The sequence below is a fragment of the Tenacibaculum sediminilitoris genome, from assembly GCF_964513795.1.
In the GTDB taxonomy this organism is placed as follows: Bacteria; Bacteroidota; Bacteroidia; order Flavobacteriales; family Flavobacteriaceae; genus Polaribacter; species Polaribacter sediminilitoris.
In genome coordinates, this window is the sequence record NZ_CAZEQR010000004.1 from 89941 (window position 1) to 110125 (window position 20185).

The following is a 20185-nucleotide window of genomic DNA, read 5'->3' on the forward strand; positions in this document are numbered from 1 at the left end:
TTTATTTTCTTAGGAAGGAGAATCACCTTCGTCTATTACTTTGGAGTTATCGTTTGGAAGTTCTTTCCCTTTTAAATAGTCAGGTAATTGCATACCAGCCATGTTAAACATTTCTTGTAATGGAGGTACTGCATTGTACATTCCAGAAATAAAGTTTGAAGTAGATGTTTTTCCATCTTTACCTCCACCATTTTCCCAAACGGTAACTTTATCAATCTTAATATTTTTAATTGCTTCAGATTGTAATTTTACCAATTCAGGTAATTTATCAGCAATTAATAATAAAGCAGCGTTTTGAGAGTCATTACCAGCAGCCTGAACTATTTGATCTAAACCAGCTGCTTGTTTGGTTAATACTTCATATAACCCTTGAGCCTCAGCTTGTGCTTTAAATAAAATAGCATCTGCTTCTCCTTTTGCTTTTCTACGAATTCTTTCAGCTTCAGCTTCGGCATCAATTTCTACCTTTCGTTTATCAATTTCAGCAGGAACAATTATATCTGCCATTTGTGAAGAACGTTCTCTTTCTGCTCTGGCAATTTCTGCTTCTTTTTCGGCAGCATACGATTCTTCTAAAGCTTTTGCAGATTGTACTTTTTCAGAAGCAATAGCTACTCTTTCCGCCTCAGCCTCTCTTTGACGACGTAAAGAATCAGAGTTTGCAACAGCAATTTTTGCAGTGTTTTCTCCATCTACAGCTTGTGCATTAGCGGCAGCTACTTGAGTTCTTTCATCCTGTACAGCATTTGCTTCACCAATAGAACCATCTCTATTTTTTTCAGCAACAGATTTACGAGCGGCGTTGATTGCATGAGCAGCAGCTTCTTTACCTAATGCTTCGATATACCCTGATTCATCAACAATATCAGTAATGTTAACGTTAATTAATTTTAAACCAACCTTTTTTAATTCAGATTCTACGCTTTGTGATATGTTGGTTAAAAATTTGTCTCTGTCAGAATTAATTTCTTCAATATCCATAGAAGCAACCACTAAACGTAACTGACCAAAAATGATTTCTTTGGCTAATTCTTGAATATCGTTCATTGCTAAACCAAGTAAACGTTCAGCAGCGTTTTGCATTACTCCTGGCTCAGTAGAAACCCCAATGGTAAAACGAGAAGGAACATTTACACGAATATTTTGTTTAGAAAGTGCATTTACCAGGTTTACTTCAATAGAAATTGGTGTTAAGTCTAAAAATTCATAGTCCTGAATTACGGGAAAAATAAATGCAGCACCACCGTGAATACATTTAGCAGATTGTCCGCCACCAACTTTACCATACACAACTAAAATTCTATCGGAAGGACATCTTTTATAGCGCTTAACTAAGGTAATTAGTAAAATGAAAACAAATAGAATAGCAATAACGAGTCCGATAGGACCTGCAAAACCATCAATTTGTAATAATGTAAGTTTAAACATAGTCAATTTTTATTTTAGAGATTCAACAATTAATATTCCGTTTGGAGTTACTTCAGTAACTTTAATAACTATTCCTTGTGTTAAGTCGGTATCACTATCTGTCAAGGCGTCTAGTTCACGAAGTGAGTTTTGTACTTTAATATGTACTTTACCCATTTTAGAGCGATTAGCTCCTATGGTTAAATACACTTCACCAATTTGATTTAGTGCATTTTTCATCTTTAAGGTTCCACTATCTGTCAATTTACTAATGTAGTAGAATAGGGTAGCCATAATAGTCATCATTAACAACCCGCAGATAACAGAAATAAAAAGTGTGGTTATATTTGAATATCCAGCGTCCATACTAGCAATACCACTCCATCCAAAAATGGTAAAAAAAGCAACCATATTTTTAAAGGTGAAAAATTGAAATCCAGCACCAGTATCGGCATCTATTTCAGTATCAATATCACCAATATCATCAGTGTCGGCACCTATAAAACTTCCAATAAGCACAAACACGAAAATTAGTGTAAATATACCTGCTATTCCCCAGTAAACTTGTTGAAAAGAGGTTAATTCAGAAAACCATTCCATCATAAAGCAATTATTTAAGTGAGTGACTAAAAGTATATAAAAACCCTGAAATTGGCAATTTTTATTTTGTAATTAAAACAGAAACCGCATTTCCTCCAAAACCAACGGCATTTACTAATATTTTATTGAGTTTTTTAGGAGCTTGTTGAGGTTTAGCAAAAGGAACGTCAATGAATTGTTGGTGCTGTAACATTAGTACGGCTAACTCTAAACTTAACAAGCCAGAAGCACCAAACGTATGACCTAGTTTCCATTTATTGGTAGTTAAAAACGGAGTTTTGTTACAAAATATTTTTTGAATCGCATTAATTTCTGATTGATCTCCTTTAATTGTTCCAGGTGCATGCATTACAATCGCATCAACTTCATCAGGAGAAATTGTGGCTAAAGCCATTTTCATTGATTTTTGAAAACATTCAGCATCCGTAGTCACTGAGGTATTGTGTTTTAATACTTCCGTTGCATATCCAACCCCTTCAATAAAAGCTAAAGCATTTTTATTTTTCCCTCTTTCCAAACAAAATACTGAAGCTCCTTCTCCTAATACCATGGTGTTTTTGGTTTTGTTTAGGTCAAAAGCTTTACAAGGGTATTCATCATTTTCTCTAGCGTATACTTTTAACGCTTGCATTTGAGCAATAGTAAAATCAGTTAGAGAAGCTTCGCTAGCGCCAATCATAAATTTTTCTGACATTCCCGATTGTAACCAAGCCACTCCATTAAGTAATGAATGCAACCCTGTGGAACAAGTAATAGAATGTGAGATTTCTGGTCCGTTACTCTGTAAATCATGTGCAATCCATGAGGAAATATTCCCTAAAGTAGTGGTTGGAGAGCTTAGCGTAGATGATTTACCTGTTGACAAAAACTCCTTATGATATTTTTCAAATAAAGAAGTAGCACCCCGAGAAGAACCTATATTAATTCCGAAGTTATCAGAAGCTTTCCAATTGGTCTGCTCCATTGCTTTTCTAGCAACAAACAACGTGTATAAAACAGATGGATCTAAGTTTTTATATTTATTATCTGAGTTTTTAACATCTTCAACAGCGTGTTTGTCCTCAGCAGTTAATTGTGCTACCCAAGTTTTAAAGCCATCAAACTCTTTTAAGGTTAAAAAGTGATGGTTGTTTAGATAGTTCTCCCATATTTTTTCAGGAGTACTTCCCAAGGCTGAAACAGATGCAAATGATGTTATTGAGATAAGTTCTTTCAACACTATAAAATTTCAGCAAAAATAAAGGTAAAATCAAGTATTCTAAAGAAAATCAAAATATTTATCTTGGTGGAAAATTTAACTATGATTAAAAAAATCAAAATAAAACTAATATTACTAGAACTGATAGCTCTAGTTTTTGTTGTAAATGGTTTACAAAGGATATATATAGCGGCTCAAGGAGTAAAATATGATGCTTTAGCAGCTGGAAACTTGAAAAAACTAGAGTTATTAATACAACCAGAAAGCATAGGACAATTTATTGCGAATAGAGTATTTTGGACTTTTGGTATTATTTTATGTCTAATTTTTATAGTAGGATTAATAAATTGGAAAAACCAGATTGAAATAATGAATTCAATCATACTTTTAATACTAGTATTAGGAATTTCATGCACAGGTTTTTTCTTTGATGGATTCGTGAATCAATATTTAAATTACTTCTGTGGATTATTTAGTGAAAGTTATGAGGTTGCATTTGGAATAGGTGGAGTTATACTTTTCATTATAGGAGTTGGATTTTTCTTGAAAGCGATGAGTTTAAATAAAAATTTTTTAACAATAAAAAATGAAGTGTTATGAGCGAACAAGGACAAAAAAGTTGGTTTGGAAGAAACTGGTTATGGTTTATACCATTAACAGGATGTTTAGGGTTTATTTTATTGATTGTTTTAGGTGTGGGAGCAGTATTTTTTGGGGTGTCGAAAATAATGACAAGTTCTACTCCTGTTGAATATGCTATTGAACAGGCATCTAAAAATGAAATAGTAATTAAAAACTTAGGAGAGCCAATTGAAAAATACGGAATCCCATCAGGAAATATTTCTCTTAAAAATGATGATGGAAATGTAGATTTTTCTATCCCTATAAGAGGAAATAAAGGAAAAGAAACTCTTGTAGTTAGAGGAATTAAGGTAGATGGGGAATGGATTTATGAAGATTTATACGTTCATATTAAAGAAACTCAAGAAGAGATTAATTTATTAGAAAAGGAAAAAGTTCTAGAGATTATCTAGAACTTTTTCAATAGTTGTATATATTTTTTCAAGTTGCTCTTGCGTAATTACGTAAGGTGGTTGAATGTAAACAGTGTTACCCAGCGGACGCAAGAAGACTCCTTCATCCATAAAAGATTTTAAAAGTTGGTCACGAAGCGATCCATAACGACCAGAATTGGTGTTTAAATCAATAGCTAAAATGACGCCTTTACATCTTGTAGTGTCTACTTTTGGGTGATTTTCTATCTTTTCAGAAAAAGACGTATTAGAGGTTGCAATAAATTGGATATTGTCTTGAATCTCTTTGGTTTGTAATAACTCAATACTTGCCAATGCAGCACTACAAGCTATTGGATTTGCAGAATAGGTATGGCAATGAAAAAAACCTTTAGCAATATCGTTGTCTAAAAATGCAGTATAAATTTCTTCAGTACATGAAGTAATTGACATAGGAACCAATCCGGCTGTCAACGCTTTACTTAAGCATATAATGTCTGGTTTGGTAGCAATTTCATCAGAAGCAAAATGATTACCAGTTTTTCCGAAACCAGTCATCACTTCATCAGCAATAGTTAAAATGTTATTTTCTTTACAAATTGCTAAGATGCTATTCAAATCTTCAGCTTTGTGAATTTTCATTCCAGCAGCTCCTTGAACTAAAGGTTCGTAAATAAATCCGGCAACTTTATTCTCTGAAATTATTTGTTGTAATTGTTTCGAAATAATTTCGTTGTTTTCTCCATTCGGAACAGGAATACGTTGAATATTCATTAAAAAATCTTCAAATGGACCGTTATACACTGATAATCCAGAAACAGACATAGCTCCAAACGTATCACCATGAAATCCGTCTTCAAAAGCAATAAAGGTAGTACGCTTCTCACCTTTATTAAAATAGTACTGTAACGCCATTTTAATACCAGCTTCTACAGCAGTAGAACCATTATCGTTAAAGAAAATTCTATTTTGATTTTTAGGAAGAATTTTAATCAATTCTTCTGATAACTTCACCGCTGGTTCATGTGTAAAATCACTAAACATTATTTGATCTAAGGTTTGCATTTGATTGTAAACTCGACTCGTAATAAAATCGTTACAATGCCCAAACATGCAGGTATACCAAGACGAAATAGCATCGATATATTCGTTACCATTTTCGTCGGTTAGTAAGCAGCCTTTTGCCTTTACAATTCCTAAACTATTTGGGTGTGTTTGGTGTTGTTTTAGCGGATGCCATAGATGTTTTTTATCTCTTTCGGTTAAGGTCATAAATTTTCTCTGAATTTATCTGCGTATTCTTTAATTACATTTTTATCAAAATATGGTTCTTCTTCAATACGTCCAATTACGGGAATAGTTGTCATTTTTTTGATAATATCTTCGGTGGTTTTATGTTCATCCCCAGAAAAAATTAATGAGACATCAAAGCCCTTTTCTTTTAATAAGTTAACTGTTAGTAAGGTGTGGTTTATGCTTCCTAAATAATGACGAGAAACTACAATAACTTTGTAGTTAGGTTTGATAATATCTAACAAGGTGTTTTCATCATTTAAAGGAACCAACAAGCCTCCAGCTCCTTCAATGACTAAATGATTTTTTATTGAAGGTTCTTTTATGTTGTCAATTTCAATGGTAATTCCATCAATTTCAGCAGATGAATGCGGACTCATAGGGGTTTGTAAAGCATATGAATTTGGGTGAAAAACAGTTTTTGAGTTTGAAATTAGTTTCTCAACTTTATAAGTATCGGAATAGTTTAAATCACCTGACTGAATGGGTTTCCAATAATCAGCTTCTAATGCTTCGGTTATAATAGCAGAAGCAACAGTTTTACCTACTTCTGTAGATATTCCTGTGATAAAATATTTTTTCATTTAAAAATTGTTTTGCAGTCGTTACAGATAAATTTTCTACTTTCAAAAAAAGGAAAGAGCATAAAAAAGATGTTCTTACGTTGTATATCGGCAACTAAAATTTTTGTTGAATTGCAGGTGGGGCAATGAATATTATTTCCATTTTCATCTTTTGTGTAATTTCTTATTTCATTATAAATAGTAACAGCTTTTTCTAAATCATTATTATGTACGAGTAATTTCACCCCTCCAATTGCTTGACTAATTAAAGGGTCAGAGTCAATTGTTTTTTCATCCATTAGTACAGTTCTAATATCTTCTGACTCTAATTTTGCTTTTACTACTTGTGCTTCAGTAGAGTATTCGAATGTCGCTAAAATGGTGTGACTATCTTGCATCGTATTTTTTAAACAAAAGTAGCAAGGTTCTCTAAAACATTAGTAATTTCTTCTTTAGAATTGTAAGAATGCAAGCAAAAACGTAAGCGTTCTTGATGAGCAGGGACTGTTGGTGGTAAAATAGGTTTTACATCAAATCCCTTTTGTTGTAATTGTAGAGCAATGTTTTTTACGTGTTTATTTCCAGAAAAAATACAACAATGAATGGCTGAATTACTCTTAATAAAATTTAATTGAAGCCTGTTCGACTCTTTAATAAAATGTTGAATGTTTTGCAGAAGTAACTCTTGGGAATTATTAATAATCAATTCCTTATAAGCAATTTTTATAGTAGCTAATGAATGAGGAGATAATCCGGTAGTATAAATGAAACTGCGCGCAAAATTAATAAGGTATTGCTGTAGTTGCCTACTTCCTAAGATTGCAGCACCATGGCATCCTAAGCCTTTCCCGAAGGTTACGATTCGTGCAAAAACGCTATTTTCTAATTGTAACTCTTGAATCAGCCCTAAATTAAAAACACCTAAAGCATGTGCTTCATCCACTATTAAATGTACATTATCGTGTTTGTTAATTACTTCTGACATTGTTGCCAAATCGGGAGAGTCTCCGTCCATTGAAAAAACAGACTCTGTAACTACATAAATTTCTGATTTATTATCTTGAGCAAAACGAAGGAGTTTTTCTTTTAAATCTTTTATGTTGTTATGTTTAAACTTAAATGATTTTGCATTAGATAGTTGAATTCCGTCTCGTATTGAGGCGTGAATAAGTTCGTCGTATAAAATAATATCACCACGTTGAGGTAGAGAAGCAAAAAAACCAATATTGGCATCGTAACCTGAATTAAAAATGAGAGCTGTTTCAGTATTGTGAAGTTTTGCTAGCTGCTTTTCAACTATTATATATAATTCATGGTTTCCAGAAAGTAAACGAGAACCAGTTGCTCCATTAACTTTGAGTTTATTATTAGTTAAAAACTGATGGGTTTTATTAAAAATAACTTCAGATTTAGCAAAACCTAAATAATCGTTTGAAGAGAAATCAACGAGTGAATTTTTTTCACCAAGTGTTCTAAGGGAGTTCTGTGTAACCCTTTGTGTAAGTTTTTGATATAGTTTTTTAGGAAAATGCATGGTGTAAAAATAAAAAAAGACTTACAACATTGTAAGTCTTTTTTGCTCCCCCTCTTGGACTCGAACCAAGGACCCTCTGATTAACAGTCAGATGCTCTAACCAACTGAGCTAAGGAGGAATGTTCTTTTAGAACAATATATGTATGTTGTAGAAATTATCGGCTTCTACCTTGCCTTTGCTCCCCCTCTTGGACTCGAACCAAGGACCCTCTGATTAACAGTCAGATGCTCTAACCAACTGAGCTAAGGAGGAATTTAAAATACATGTGTCTTAAAATGCGAGTGCAAATTTAAGGGGTTTTTTTATATCTGCAAATTATTTTTAATAAAAAGTGTGTGTATTTTTTTTTATTTCTGAATTTCAATAAATTATTACCCATAAAAATTATTTTTAATAAAAATTAATACTCGTTAAATAGTTTAAAATTAGACTAAAAAGGAATGGTGTTTTTCGTAAAAGTTGTACTTTTGTCACCATTATTCTTATAGATAGAAAAGTATAACAAAATATATGGACAAGTTTTCGTTCTTAAACGCAGCACATGCAGGTTTTATAGGTGATTTGTATGAACAATATCAAAAAAACCCTGATGCAATAGAACCAAGTTGGAGAAGTTTTTTTCAAGGGTATGATTTGGCTAATGAGAATTATTCATTAACAGATGAAGAAGTTTCAGCAGAAATCCCTGAAGAAGTACATAAAGAATTTTTGGTAATCGATTTAATTAATGGATATCGTACTAGAGGACATTTGTTTACCAAAACAAACCCAGTAAGAGAAAGAAGAACATATACCCCAACATTAGATATTGAGAATTTTGGGTTAGATCAATCAGATTTATCCAAAGTTTTTAGTGCTGGAGAAATTTTAGGCATAGGACCTAAAAGTTTAGCAGAAATTATAACGTATTTAAAAACGGTATTTTGCGAAAGTATTGGGGTAGAGTATATGTATGTACGAAATCCAGAAGAGTTAAAGTGGTGGAATGAGCGTTTGAATAAAAACGCAAACCATCCTAGTTATGATGTAGTTTCTAAGAAGTATATTCTTACAAAACTCAACCAAGCATCAACCTTTGAAAGCTTTTTACAAACAAAGTATGTAGGGCAAAAACGATTCTCTGTGGAAGGAGGTGAAACGTTAATCCCAGGAGTAAGTGTAGCGTTAAGAGATGCGGCTGAGAAATATGGAGTAGAAGAGTGTGTGTTAGGAATGGCACACCGTGGACGTTTGAATACTTTAGTAAACATTTTCAAAAAGCCTGTTCGTGATTTATTTAGCGAGTTTGAAGGTAAAGATTTTGAAGACCAAGAAATTGATGGAGATGTAAAGTACCATTTAGGTTTAACGTTAAGTAAGGCGTATCAAGGTGGGCAAAAAATGAAGATGAATTTAGTTCCTAATCCATCTCACTTAGAAACAGTAGATGCTGTTGCAGAAGGTATTGTTAGGGCTAAAATAGACAAAGATTACGAAGGGAATGAAAATAAAATACTTCCAATCTTAGTCCATGGTGATGCAGCGATAGCAGGTCAAGGAATTGTATACGAAGTTGTGCAAATGGCACAATTAAACGGATATAAAACAGGAGGTACCATTCATATAGTAGTAAATAATCAAGTAGGTTTTACAACCAATTACTTAGATGCTCGTTCGAGTACTTATTGTACAGATATTGCTAAGGTAACTTTATCACCTGTACTACACGTAAATGCAGATGATGCAGAAGCTGTGTGTCATGCAATGGAAATGGCGGTTGAATATCGTATGAAATTTAATAAAGATATTTTTATTGATTTATTAGGATATCGTAAATATGGGCATAATGAAGGAGATGAACCTCGTTTTACTCAACCTAAGCTATACAAAGCTATTTCTAAGCATAAAAATGCAAGAGAAATTTATGCAAATAAATTAATAGAAGAAGGGAGTATAACAGCAGAGTACTTAAAAGAAATTACAGAAGGATTTAAAAGGCATTTAGAAGTTGAATTTGCTGAATCCAAAAAGAAAGAAACAGCAAAAATTCAAGAATTTATGCCAAATGTATGGGAAGGTTTTGTGCTTAAGCAGTTGCAAGATATGTTGCAACCTGTTGATACAACCTATTCCGTAGAAGATTTAAAAGATATTGCAAGAGTAATCTCAAAAACACCTGAAGGACACAAGTTTGTACGTAAGGCAGAGCGTATCTTAAAAGGGCGTGAAAAAATGGTTTTTGAAGATAACTTGTTAGATTGGGGAACTGCAGAAAACCTAGCGTATGGTACTTTATTAGAAGAAGGTTATGATGTACGTATTTCTGGAGAAGATGTAGAAAGAGGTACATTCTCTCACCGTCATGCAATTATGCGTGATGAAGAAACCTTAGAACGTGTAAACTTATTAAATACAAATTCTAAGAATAAAGGGGAGATGACTATTTATAACTCCCATTTATCAGAATATGGTGTTTTAGGGTTTGATTATGGGTATGCAATGGCAGCTCCAAATACGTTAACAATTTGGGAGGCTCAGTTTGGTGATTTTGCCAACGGAGCACAAATTATGTTCGATCAGTACATTTCTTCAGCAGAAGATAAATGGAAGTTACAAAACGGATTGGTAATGTTATTACCTCATGGATATGAAGGGCAAGGACCAGAGCATTCATCAGGAAGAATTGAACGTTTCTTACAATCATCATCAACGGATAACTGGACTATAGCAAACTGTTCAACACCAGCAAATATGTATCATATTTTGCGTCGTCAAATGAAACGTGATTTTAGAAAGCCATTAATTGTTTTTACACCAAAAAGTTTATTACGTTTACCAAAAGCTGTAAGTTCTATTGAAGATTTAGCAAATGGAACTTTCCAAGAAGTAATAGATGATACTATTGATACTTCTAAAGCTAAGAAAATGGTGTTCTGTACTGGTAAGTTTTATTACGACTTGTTAGAAGAACGTGAAAAATTAGGTAGAGAAGACGTAGCTTTAGTTCGTATAGAGCAATTGTTTCCATTACACAACGATAAAATTAAAGCGGTGATGGACAAGTATCCAAATGTAGAACGTTATGTTTGGGCACAGGAAGAGCCTAAAAATATGGGAGCTTGGAGTTATATGTTAGAACGATTTGAATTGGCTAGATTAGAATGTGCTTCGGAAGAATACCGTTCGGCACCGGCAGCAGGTTCAAGTGCCCGTTTTAAAAGACGTCATCAAGCGATTATAGATAAAGTTTTTGATTAAAAACAAAAAATAATGCGTTAGGGGTTGTAGCAAGCTACCATGTAGCGTGAAAAGCCCGACCCGATAGGGAAACGCCCAAAAAAAGAAATAAAATAATTCAGATATATAAAATTTAGAACTGATGGTTTTAGAAATGAAAGTTCCTTCTCCGGGGGAATCAATTACAGAAGTAGAAATTGCAACTTGGTTAGTTGAAGATGGTGATTACGTTGAGAAAGATCAACCAATTGCTGAAGTAGATTCTGACAAAGCAACGTTAGAATTGCCTGCGGAAGAAAGCGGAATAATCACTTTAAAAGCTGAAGAAGGTGATGCAGTGGCAGTAGGTGCAGTAGTTTGTCATATTGATATGGATGCTACAAAACCAGAAAGAGCTGGAGCAGCTAAAGAGGTAGCACCAAAAACTGAAGAGAAGAAAGAAGCGCCAAAAGCAGAGCCAGCAAAAGAAACGTATGCAACAGGTACTGCATCTCCAGCAGCTAAGAAAGTATTAGCTGAAAAGGGAATGAGTGCATCTGATGTTAAAGGAACTGGTAAAGATGGTCGTGTAACAAAAGAAGATGCTGTAAAAGCAGTGCCTTCAATGGGAACTCCAGGAATGGGGTCTCGCGGTACAGAGCGTAAAAAACTATCAATGTTACGTCGTAAAGTTGCAGAACGTTTGGTATCTGTAAAGAACGAAACAGCAATGTTAACTACGTTTAATGAAGTGAACATGCAGCCAATTTTCGATTTACGTAATGAGTATAAAGAAGGTTTTAAAGCGAAACACGGAGTTGGCTTAGGATTTATGTCTTTCTTTACAAAAGCAGTGGTGCGTGCATTACAGATGTACCCAGCTGTAAACTCTATGATTGATGGTAAAGAAATGGTGTCATTCGATTTTCAAGATATTTCAATTGCAGTATCAGGGCCAAAAGGATTAATGGTTCCTGTTATTAGAAATGCTGAAAACTTAACATTTAGAGGTGTTGAGAGTGAAGTGAAACGTTTGGCAATTCGTGCTCGTGATGGACAGATTACTGTTGATGAAATGACAGGAGGTACATTTACAATTACAAATGGTGGTGTATTCGGTTCTATGTTGTCTACACCAATTATTAATCCACCACAAAGTGCCATTTTAGGAATGCACAATATTGTAAATCGACCAATGGCGGTGAATGGGGAAGTAGTGATTCAACCAATTATGTATGTAGCATTATCGTACGATCATAGAATTATTGATGGAAAAGAGTCTGTTGGATTCTTAGTAGCTGTAAAAGAAGCTTTAGAAAACCCAGTAGAGTTGTTAATGGATAATAATACTACCAAAGCATTAGAAATGTAGTCGAAATTTTCGACTTATAAGTATATAAATCCTGCACTTTTGTGCAGGATTTTAGTTTTTATTTTAACTGTAATACATATTTATTGTGTTCTTTACTCAATCTAGATACAAAAGAGAGCTCTATTATTATAAGAGACAAATTTGCAGAGTATTTACAGTTTGATGTTTTATGGAAGGTTTTTAAGGTAATAGTTTGGAGATTAAGTTTGTTATAAAATTACCAAAACTTCTATGTCTATAATGTTCTATTTGACAACTATTTTTGAGTTCATTGTTTACCCATTTCAATTACCGATTGTTTTCTAAGTAGTATTTTATTAGATATTGTTATTAAACAATTCTTTATATTGTTTTTAATTTGAGTTATAAGTTGCACGCCATCAATAAACAGCATTTGTGCTAGTTCCTTTCCAATATAATCTTTATCAGTAAAAATTTCCCCAATTATTTTATCTAAAAACCTACCTTTTCTACTAATAAAATCTATCTAAATATGAACCGAATTCAGGTTGTAGGTATTGGAAAAATGCAAATTTAGTATTGCTAGCTAAAAAAAACTAAAAGATATTAGATATACAAGTGCTATTAATGGTGTTTTTATTAAAGGTAAATGGTTAATAAAGCCTAAAATTATTGAAATGTTATATGAAGTTTAGAAGAGTTGTAAGTAGTAAAAGTTAAGTGATTTCAAGTGATTGGTTGGTTAAATTACTAAAAAAGAGTGTCTTGTTATAAAACAATACTTTAAAAATTTAACATTTTTTTGTTAAAAAATTAAATAATCACTATATTCGCCTCTTAATTAATAATTATTTAAACCCTTCAAAAATGAAAAATTATTTTCTAAAAGCAGTCATTTTGACTGCTGTACTTCTATGTACGAATAATTTAAATGCTCAAAAAGTATTTAAGATAGGTGACGAGTTTGACTCCGATATTAAAGTCACCAAAAGTTATCAGAAATTTAAAAAAACTGCTTCAAAAAATAGTGAAAAAGAATTGGTTTATAAGAAAGAGTTTTATTCAAAAAACTCTTCATATATAAAAATTCATTTCAAAGACTTTGATTTAGCTCCAGGAGATTATGTTGAAATTATTGGTGATAAAACCAAAGAATCTATTATCTATGGTGGACAAGGGAAAATTGTAGACAACAATATGACAATGATTAGTGATTTCTGGTCTAAAGTATTGCTTGATGATAAAGTGGTGGTTAAGCTCTATTCTTCTGGTAAAGCAAATTCACATAATGGATTTGAAATAAATAAAGTTGCTTACGGTTATAGTGAAGAAAAAATAGCGAAAGAATTAGCTAGGCAAGAAAGAACAACTTGTTCTAATAACGATAAAGAACGAATAGCTTGTTACCAAGGCACTGAAATGTACGAAAAAGCAAAAGCTGTCTGTAAATTAATAATTGGAGGTAGTTCTTTATGTACTGGATGGCTACTTGGAGAAGAAGGTCATTTAATGACTAACAATCACTGTATTGGGTCTGTTTCTGATGCTCAGAATACTGATTTTATTTTCAATTATCAGTCTGCAGGATGTTCAGGTTATACAGATGCACAGTCTAATGTTGTAGCATCTTCATCAACATTTATAAAAACAAATTCAACTCTTGATTATACTCTTGTTAAATTACCGGTAAACCCTACTAATACTTATGGTTTTTTAAGTTTAAGTTCAGTAGTGCCATCAAAAGGAGATAGGATATATATACCTCAACACCCTGGAGGAAGAAAAAAAGAAATTTCTGTTAAGTCAGATATGGACCCAACACCAGGAGGTTTTTCTAGAGTATATGAAAGTACATCTGGCCCTTTTAAACAAGTAAAATACTATGCAGATACAGAGGGAGGAAGTTCAGGTTCTCCTGTTTTAGATTATAATTCTAATTTGGTAATAGCAATCCATAATACAGGTATTTGTCCTAATGGGTCTCATGGAAGGTCTGATAGTTTAATTGCTTCAATTGGTTCTGATATGCCAGCGAAAGGAGTTGATAATAATGGAGATGGTGATAATCCCCCAGGAGGATCATGTAGTAATACTGTATCTTCATTTCCGTATACACAAAGTTTTGAAAACACAATAGGTAATTGGGTGCAAAGCACTTCTGATGATTTTAATTGGACTACTAGATCTGGAGCAACTCAATCAGAAAATACTGGGCCAGCTTATGCAGATAATGGAAGTTATTATTTGTACATGGAGTCTTCATCACCAAATTATTCAAATAAATCAGCTATCATAACATCTCCATGTTTTGATTTAAATCAAGTAAACAATGCTTCCTTAACATTTAAATATCATATGTATGGAAATTCAAGTATGGGTAATTTAAAAGTAGAAGTAAGTATTGATAAAGGTACAAATTGGACTAATGTTTGGCAAAAGTCAGGTAATCAAGGAAATTCATGGCAAACAGCTAATATTAATTTAGATAGTTATGTAGGTAAAGATGTTCAAATTAGATTTAATGGTGTAACTGGAACTACTTGGCAAGGTGATATGGCTATTGATAAAGTATCCGTATCTGCGGATAGCAATGGAGGAGGAAGCTCTTCTGTTAGTCTAGAAATAGTTTTTGATAACTTTTCGTATGAAACAAGTTGGGAGATAAGGGATGGCTCTAATACTATTGTTGCATCAGGAGATAATTATGTTAACCAAGCAAAAGATTCAAAAATTACAGTAAACAAAACATTACCTAATGGATGTTATGACTTAGTTTTTAAAGATTCTTTTGGTGATGGTATGTGCTGTAGTTATGGAAGTGGTTCATACACATTAAGAAATAGCTCTGGAACTATTTTAGCATCTGGAGGTCAGTTTGGAAGTACGGAAACTAAATCTTTTTGTATCGGAACAAATTACCCAGAAAGTGCAGTGGAAGTTTTTACACCTACATCAGTAGTTATAAATGATTTAATGTTGCATCCTAATCCTTCTAGTAGTGTGTTAAATATAGTTATACCAGAAAGAGAGTTAAGTGGATCTTATAAAATAGTTAATTTAACAGGTGCGGTTATTAAAAAAGGATCGTTATCTAAATCAATTTCTGTAGAAGGAATTAAAGCAGGGTTTTATGTATTAGAGGTGCAAACTACCAAGCATACATATTCTAAAAAGTTTATAAAAATAGATAAAAAATAAATAAAAAAGTAACCAAATTTATAACAAAAAAGAGCTCAGAAATTTCTGAGCTCTTTTTATTCTTTACAGGGTAAATATTTCCAAGTCTTGCCTCGTTAGTAAATGATTAAAGTTTGGAAACGTACACTAAATGCTTTGTGGGTTTTACCTAAAAAATTTACTATGTAGAAAGGTAAGTTATAAATCAAACCCTATATTAACACTTAATTTATTGGCGATTAGCTTATTAATTCTCTTCTTTACTTCTGGTATTTTAACACTCTCTAAAACAGTATTAGCAAAAGCATACATTAATAGAGCTCTTGCTTCTTTTTTAGGAATACCTCTTTGTTGCATATAAAACAAAGCTTGCTCATCTAATTGACCAATTGTACAACCATGAGAGCATTTTACGTCGTCAGCAAATATTTCTAATTGAGGTTTTGCATTTATAGTTGCTTTATCACTTATTAATACATTGTTGTTTTGTTGATAAGCATTTGTTTTTTGAGCTTCTTTTTCTACAATAACTTTACCATTAAATACTCCTGTAGAACGATCAGCATATATTCCTTTATAATCTTGATGACTTTCACAGTTAGCTTCTATATGGTTAACTAAGGTATGATGATCAACATGTTGCTTACCTTCAATAATAGTAATTCCTTTTAAAATAGAATTAATATGCTCACCTTTTTGGTAGAAATTTAAGTTGTTTCGTGTAATATTTCCTCCAAAAGAAAAAGTATGCACAGAACAGGTACTTTCTTTTTGTTGTTCTATATAGGTATTGTCAACTAAAGAAGCGTCGTTATTATCATTTTGAATTTTATAATAATCTACAGTAGCATGTGTATCAGTAAAAATCTCAGTTACAACATTTGTTAAAACAGCATTATTGTTAAGGTTTTGATGACGCTCTATAATTTGAACATGTGCATTTTGTTCAACAACAACTAGGTTACGAGGTTGTAACATTGTTGCACTTTCTTTTCCTGTAGTAAAGTTGATAATTTGAATAGGTTTTTCAACCTCAACATTTTTAGGGATATGAATAAATGCACCTTCAGTAGCAAAAGCAGTATTTAAAGAAGTTAAATTATCTTGTTTCGCTATTTTATTGAAGTACTTTTCTATAATTGGTTTGTATTTATTTTTAGAAAGTGCAGCAGATAATAAACAAACATCTTTTCCATCATGAGTGGTCGTAGATAAAAAAGAACTGTATTTTCCATCTACAAAAACAATTTTATAACTGTCTATTTCGTGGATGAAATATTTTTTTACATCGGCTAATTCTACAGATACTTCTCGATCTGGAAATATGCTATAATCTTCTTTTAAAATTGAATTTAAAGAAGTGTACTTCCACGCTTCTAGTTTTTTAGTAGGAAAGCCTAGTTTTTCAAAACTTTGTAGAGCTTTTGTTCTTATTTCGTGTAAATCTGAATTGATGTTTACACTGTCTTCAAAAGCTACATATGATGATAATATTTTTTCTCTCAACTCCATTGTTTTTAGTTGTAAAGTTTATAAAGTATAAAAGTTTGTAAAGCTGAAAAGTTGCTTGTAATTATTATGGGCAACTTTACACTTTTTACTTTTCAATCTTTCTAACTATTTACCTCTTCTTTAATCCAATCGTACCCTTTTTCTTCAAGTTCCAAAGCAAGAGAAGCATCGCCAGTTTTAACGATTTTTCCATCGTATAAAACATGTACATAATCAGGAACAATATAATTTAATAAACGTTGATAGTGAGTAATAACCACTATAGCGTTGTCTTTAGATTTTAATTTATTAACTCCATTAGAAACAATACGTAAAGCATCAATATCTAAACCAGAATCCGTTTCATCTAAAATTGCTAATTTAGGTTCTAACATAGCCATTTGAAAAATCTCATTACGCTTTTTCTCTCCACCAGAAAATCCTTCGTTTAATGAACGAGATAAGAATTTACGATCAATTTCTAATAATTCTGATTTTTCACGAATCTTCTTTAACATGTCTTTAGCTGGCATTTCTTCTAAACCTTGAGCTTTGCGAGATTCGTTGATAGCTGTTTTAATAAAGTTTGTCACGGTAACACCAGGTATTTCTACGGGGTATTGAAATGATAAAAATACACCAGCATGAGCTCTTTCTTCAGGAGCTAACTCGCTAATATCTTCACCTTCTAACTCAATAGAACCAGAAGTTACTTCGTAAGTTTCATTACCAGCAATTATTGATGATAAGGTACTTTTACCTGCACCGTTTGGCCCCATAATCGCATGAACCTCTCCTGCTTTTACTTCTAAGTTAATTCCTTTAAGAATATCTTTACCTTCTACCTGTGCGTGTAAGTTTTCTATTTTTAACATTGCTGTATAGTTACTTTTTTAATAGATTTTTTAATTTTTTGAAATCTTTTGGTGAGTGTTGTATAATCACCTCAGCGTTCTTTTCTTTTGCGAAAGCTTCAAACTTCTCCATGCTTTCTAGAGTTTGCTTAACATTGTAATTAAAAGAAGGAACACCTTTAGTTTCTCTATTTTCTTCAAAGTGATATAAATCACCTGTTAATAAGATAGGTTTTTCCAAACCAGCTTCAATATATAAAGCTTGATGACCAATTGTATGACCTGGCATATATTTGATAACTACTGTACCGTCTCCAAAAACATCATGGTCACCATTAATTTTTTCTACATTCTTTAATTCTTTAATAGAATTATAGGTGTTAGGATTTTTAACTTTTGCAGAATCATTAGTTATAAAATCATATTCATTCTCTTGAACTAACCATGTTGCATTTTTAAAATAGTTAGCATGACCAGTATGGTCAAAATGAGGATGAGATAGAGCGATGTATTTAAAATCGTTAATAGTTAACCCTATTGATTTTAACTGGTTTTTTAATGAATCTTTACGTTGTAAAGTAAAGGTACCAGAAGGTTCTGTAAAAGGTTCATCTATAATCAAGGTTTCAGGTAAACCAGTATCCCACATTAAATTTCCTTTAGGATGAGATATTACATAAAAAGCATCTGAAAATTTTTTAGACTGTCCTGTGTATGTTGTGTCTTGAGAAAAAACTTCAAGTTTGTTAACTAAAATTGAACCACCATCTAAAACATGAAGTTTTACTAGAGGTTTTTCAACTGTTTTTTCTTCTGTAGTTTGTTCCTTTTTAGCATTTTTACAACTAAATGTCACAATAGTTATAAGAGCTAATAAAAATATTTTTTTCATTTTATTGCGGTTTTAGGTTAGCCTACACTTCCTTCTAAACTAATTTCTAGTAATTTTTGAGCTTCTACAGCAAATTCCATTGGTAACTTGTTTAATACTTCTTTACTAAATCCGTTTACAATTAATGCAATAGCTTTTTCTGTATCAATACCCCGTTGATTACAATAGAATAATTGATCTTCACCAATTTTACTTGTAGTAGCTTCGTGTTCAATTTGAGCTGATTTATTTTTAACCTCTATATAAGGGAAAGTATGTGCACCACATTCGTTCCCCATTAATAATGAATCACATTGTGAAAAGTTACGCGCATTTTCTGCCCTAGAATTTACCTGAACTAAACCACGGTAACTATTTTGTGATTTACCTGCTGAAATTCCTTTAAGAATATCTTTACCTTCTACCTGTGCGTGTAAGTTTTCTATTTTTAACATTGCTGTATAGTTACTTTTTTAATAGATTTTTTAATTTTTTGAAATCTTTTGGTGAGTGTTGTATAATCACCTCAGCGTTCTTTTCTTTTGCGAAAGCTTCAAACTTCTCCATGCTTTCTAGAGTTTGCTTAACATTGTAATTAAAAGAAGGAACACCTTTAGTTTCTCTATTTTCTTCAAAGTGATATAAATCACCTGTTAATAAGATAGGTTTTTCCAAACCAGCTTCAATATATAAAGCTTGATGACCAATTGTATGACCTGGCATATATTTGATAACTACTGTACCGTCTCCAAAAACATCATGGTCACCATTAATTTTTTCTACATTCTTTAATTCTTTAATAGAATTATAGGTGTTAGGATTTTTAACTTTTGCAGAATCATTAGTTATAAAATCATATTCATTCTCTTGAACTAACCATGTTGCATTTTTAAAATAGTTAGCATGACCAGTATGGTCAAAATGAGGATGAGATAGAGCGATGTATTTAAAATCGTTAATAGTTAACCCTATTGATTTTAACTGGTTTTTTAATGAATCTTTACGTTGTAAAGTAAAGGTACCAGAAGGTTCTGTAAAAGGTTCATCTATAATCAAGGTTTCAGGTAAACCAGTATCCCACATTAAATTTCCTTTAGGATGAGATATTACATAAAAAGCATCTGAAAATTTTTTAGACTGTCCTGTGTATGTTGTGTCTTGAGAAAAAACTTCAAGTTTGTTAACTAAAATTGAACCACCATCTAAAACATGAAGTTTTACTAGAGGTTTTTCAACTGTTTTTTCTTCTGTAGTTTGTTCCTTTTTAGCATTTTTACAACTAAATGTCACAATAGTTATAAGAGCTAATAAAAATATTTTTTTCATTTTATTGCGGTTTTAGGTTAGCCTACACTTCCTTCTAAACTAATTTCTAGTAATTTTTGAGCTTCTACAGCAAATTCCATTGGTAACTTGTTTAATACTTCTTTACTAAATCCGTTTACAATTAATGCAATAGCTTTTTCTGTATCAATACCCCGTTGATTACAATAGAATAATTGATCTTCACCAATTTTACTTGTAGTAGCTTCGTGTTCAATTTGAGCTGATTTATTTTTAACCTCTATATAAGGGAAAGTATGTGCACCACATTCGTTCCCCATTAATAATGAATCACATTGTGAAAAGTTACGCGCATTTTCTGCCCTAGAATT

Annotated in this window: 18 protein-coding genes, 2 tRNA genes and 1 pseudogene; 5 read left to right on the plus strand and 16 right to left on the minus strand. The window is 32.2% G+C overall.

Going from position 1 to position 20185, the window contains the following annotated elements; genetic code table 11:
- Positions 1-9: 9 nt before the first annotated feature.
- From ACKTSW_RS01995 to ACKTSW_RS02005, 3 genes are read right to left on the minus strand one after another with little or no spacing between them, the layout of a single operon-like run.
- Positions 10-1428, minus strand: coding sequence for a flotillin family protein (locus ACKTSW_RS01995; protein ID WP_408023599.1), 1419 nt, complete (start codon positions 1426-1428; stop codon positions 10-12).
- Positions 1429-1437: 9 nt separating this feature from the next.
- Positions 1438-2010: a hypothetical protein gene (locus ACKTSW_RS02000; RefSeq protein WP_408023600.1), complete on the minus strand. Its 573-nt coding sequence runs from the start codon at positions 2008-2010 to the stop codon at positions 1438-1440.
- Between the two features lie 58 nt (positions 2011-2068).
- On the minus strand, positions 2069-3223 hold the full coding sequence (locus tag ACKTSW_RS02005) for a beta-ketoacyl synthase N-terminal-like domain-containing protein (RefSeq protein WP_408023601.1): 1155 nt from the start codon (positions 3221-3223) through the stop codon (positions 2069-2071).
- An 84-nt stretch (positions 3224-3307) separates the two neighbouring features.
- Between ACKTSW_RS02005 and ACKTSW_RS02010 the strand changes: the two genes are divergently transcribed.
- A complete protein-coding gene (locus tag ACKTSW_RS02010) occupies positions 3308-3805 on the plus strand; it encodes a hypothetical protein (protein WP_408023602.1) in 498 nt (165 codons plus the stop codon).
- Positions 3802-4239 carry a cytochrome c oxidase assembly factor Coa1 family protein gene (locus tag ACKTSW_RS02015; RefSeq protein ID WP_408023603.1) on the plus strand — a complete coding sequence of 146 codons (438 nt, stop codon included), beginning with the start codon at positions 3802-3804 and terminating at the stop codon, positions 4237-4239. The genes ACKTSW_RS02010 and ACKTSW_RS02015 overlap by 4 nt, the downstream gene beginning before the upstream one ends.
- Here ACKTSW_RS02015 and bioA read toward each other — a convergent pair.
- The 6 genes from bioA to ACKTSW_RS02045 form a co-directional block, all read right to left on the minus strand.
- Positions 4225-5490, minus strand: coding sequence for an adenosylmethionine--8-amino-7-oxononanoate transaminase (bioA, locus tag ACKTSW_RS02020; RefSeq protein ID WP_408023604.1), 1266 nt, complete (start codon positions 5488-5490; stop codon positions 4225-4227). The two genes, ACKTSW_RS02015 and bioA, sit on opposite strands and share 15 nt — an antisense overlap.
- Positions 5487-6095: a dethiobiotin synthase gene (bioD, locus tag ACKTSW_RS02025; RefSeq protein WP_408023605.1), complete on the minus strand. Its 609-nt coding sequence runs from the start codon at positions 6093-6095 to the stop codon at positions 5487-5489. The genes bioA and bioD overlap by 4 nt, the downstream gene beginning before the upstream one ends.
- On the minus strand, positions 6092-6472 hold the full coding sequence (locus tag ACKTSW_RS02030; RefSeq protein WP_408023606.1) for a putative signal transducing protein: 381 nt from the start codon (positions 6470-6472) through the stop codon (positions 6092-6094). Before ACKTSW_RS02030 ends, bioD begins: the two co-directional genes overlap by 4 nt.
- A gap of 8 nt (positions 6473-6480) precedes the next feature.
- Positions 6481-7608 carry an aminotransferase class I/II-fold pyridoxal phosphate-dependent enzyme gene (locus ACKTSW_RS02035; RefSeq protein ID WP_408023607.1) on the minus strand — a complete coding sequence of 376 codons (1128 nt, stop codon included), beginning with the start codon at positions 7606-7608 and terminating at the stop codon, positions 6481-6483.
- Between the two features lie 45 nt (positions 7609-7653).
- Positions 7654-7727, minus strand: a tRNA-Asn gene (locus ACKTSW_RS02040).
- Positions 7728-7787: 60 nt separating this feature from the next.
- A tRNA-Asn gene (locus ACKTSW_RS02045) sits at positions 7788-7861 on the minus strand.
- 258 nt (positions 7862-8119) lie between these two features.
- Between ACKTSW_RS02045 and ACKTSW_RS02050 the strand changes: the two genes are divergently transcribed.
- Both ACKTSW_RS02050 and odhB read left to right on the plus strand, forming a co-directional pair.
- Positions 8120-10846, plus strand: coding sequence for a 2-oxoglutarate dehydrogenase E1 component (locus ACKTSW_RS02050; protein WP_408023608.1), 2727 nt, complete (start codon positions 8120-8122; stop codon positions 10844-10846).
- A gap of 121 nt (positions 10847-10967) precedes the next feature.
- Positions 10968-12176, plus strand: coding sequence for a 2-oxoglutarate dehydrogenase complex dihydrolipoyllysine-residue succinyltransferase (odhB, locus tag ACKTSW_RS02055; RefSeq protein ID WP_408023609.1), 1209 nt, complete (start codon positions 10968-10970; stop codon positions 12174-12176).
- A gap of 180 nt (positions 12177-12356) precedes the next feature.
- Here the strand turns inward: odhB and ACKTSW_RS02060 are convergent.
- A pseudogene (locus ACKTSW_RS02060) lies at positions 12357-12636 on the minus strand (transposase); the annotation flags it as partial.
- 368 nt (positions 12637-13004) lie between these two features.
- Between ACKTSW_RS02060 and ACKTSW_RS02065 the strand changes: the two are divergent.
- On the plus strand, positions 13005-15335 hold the full coding sequence (locus ACKTSW_RS02065) for a trypsin-like peptidase domain-containing protein (protein ID WP_408023610.1): 2331 nt from the start codon (positions 13005-13007) through the stop codon (positions 15333-15335).
- Between the two features lie 177 nt (positions 15336-15512).
- Here the strand turns inward: ACKTSW_RS02065 and sufD are convergent, their stop codons facing one another.
- The 6 genes from sufD to ACKTSW_RS02095 all read right to left on the minus strand — a co-directional run.
- Complete coding sequence (gene sufD / locus ACKTSW_RS02070; protein WP_408023611.1) at positions 15513-16826, minus strand: Fe-S cluster assembly protein SufD; 1314 nt, start codon at positions 16824-16826, stop codon at positions 15513-15515.
- A gap of 101 nt (positions 16827-16927) precedes the next feature.
- A complete protein-coding gene (gene sufC, locus ACKTSW_RS02075; protein WP_408023612.1) occupies positions 16928-17680 on the minus strand; it encodes a Fe-S cluster assembly ATPase SufC in 753 nt (250 codons plus the stop codon).
- A gap of 10 nt (positions 17681-17690) precedes the next feature.
- Positions 17691-18551 (minus strand): N-acyl homoserine lactonase family protein, encoded by an 861-nt coding sequence (locus ACKTSW_RS02080; protein ID WP_408023613.1) that lies wholly within the window; start codon positions 18549-18551, stop codon positions 17691-17693.
- A gap of 17 nt (positions 18552-18568) precedes the next feature.
- Positions 18569-18976, minus strand: coding sequence for a SufD family Fe-S cluster assembly protein (locus tag ACKTSW_RS02085; RefSeq protein WP_408023619.1), 408 nt, complete (start codon positions 18974-18976; stop codon positions 18569-18571).
- 19 nt (positions 18977-18995) lie between these two features.
- The gene (locus tag ACKTSW_RS02090; RefSeq protein ID WP_408023613.1) at positions 18996-19856 is read right to left on the minus strand and encodes an N-acyl homoserine lactonase family protein; all 861 of its coding nucleotides are present in this window, start codon (positions 19854-19856) and stop codon (positions 18996-18998) included.
- A gap of 17 nt (positions 19857-19873) precedes the next feature.
- A partial coding sequence (locus ACKTSW_RS02095) for a SufD family Fe-S cluster assembly protein (RefSeq protein WP_408023614.1) occupies positions 19874-20185 on the minus strand: 312 nt, incomplete at its 5' end.

Coding starts and splice junctions, on each gene's coding strand:
- ACKTSW_RS02010 (WP_408023602.1), top strand. CDS start 3,308: ATGATTAAAAAAATCAAAATAAAACTAATATTACTAGAACTGATAGCT.
- ACKTSW_RS02090 (WP_408023613.1), bottom strand. CDS start 19,856: ATGAAAAAAATATTTTTATTAGCTCTTATAACTATTGTGACATTTAGT.
- ACKTSW_RS01995 (WP_408023599.1), bottom strand. CDS start 1,428: ATGTTTAAACTTACATTATTACAAATTGATGGTTTTGCAGGTCCTATC.
- sufD (WP_408023611.1), bottom strand. CDS start 16,826: ATGGAGTTGAGAGAAAAAATATTATCATCATATGTAGCTTTTGAAGAC.
- ACKTSW_RS02030 (WP_408023606.1), bottom strand. CDS start 6,472: ATGCAAGATAGTCACACCATTTTAGCGACATTCGAATACTCTACTGAA.
- bioA (WP_408023604.1), bottom strand. CDS start 5,490: ATGACCTTAACCGAAAGAGATAAAAAACATCTATGGCATCCGCTAAAA.
- ACKTSW_RS02050 (WP_408023608.1), top strand. CDS start 8,120: ATGGACAAGTTTTCGTTCTTAAACGCAGCACATGCAGGTTTTATAGGT.
- odhB (WP_408023609.1), top strand. CDS start 10,968: ATGGTTTTAGAAATGAAAGTTCCTTCTCCGGGGGAATCAATTACAGAA.
- ACKTSW_RS02065 (WP_408023610.1), top strand. CDS start 13,005: ATGAAAAATTATTTTCTAAAAGCAGTCATTTTGACTGCTGTACTTCTA.
- sufC (WP_408023612.1), bottom strand. CDS start 17,680: ATGTTAAAAATAGAAAACTTACACGCACAGGTAGAAGGTAAAGATATT.
- ACKTSW_RS02000 (WP_408023600.1), bottom strand. CDS start 2,010: ATGATGGAATGGTTTTCTGAATTAACCTCTTTTCAACAAGTTTACTGG.
- ACKTSW_RS02035 (WP_408023607.1), bottom strand. CDS start 7,608: ATGCATTTTCCTAAAAAACTATATCAAAAACTTACACAAAGGGTTACA.
- ACKTSW_RS02080 (WP_408023613.1), bottom strand. CDS start 18,551: ATGAAAAAAATATTTTTATTAGCTCTTATAACTATTGTGACATTTAGT.
- bioD (WP_408023605.1), bottom strand. CDS start 6,095: ATGAAAAAATATTTTATCACAGGAATATCTACAGAAGTAGGTAAAACT.
- ACKTSW_RS02015 (WP_408023603.1), top strand. CDS start 3,802: ATGAGCGAACAAGGACAAAAAAGTTGGTTTGGAAGAAACTGGTTATGG.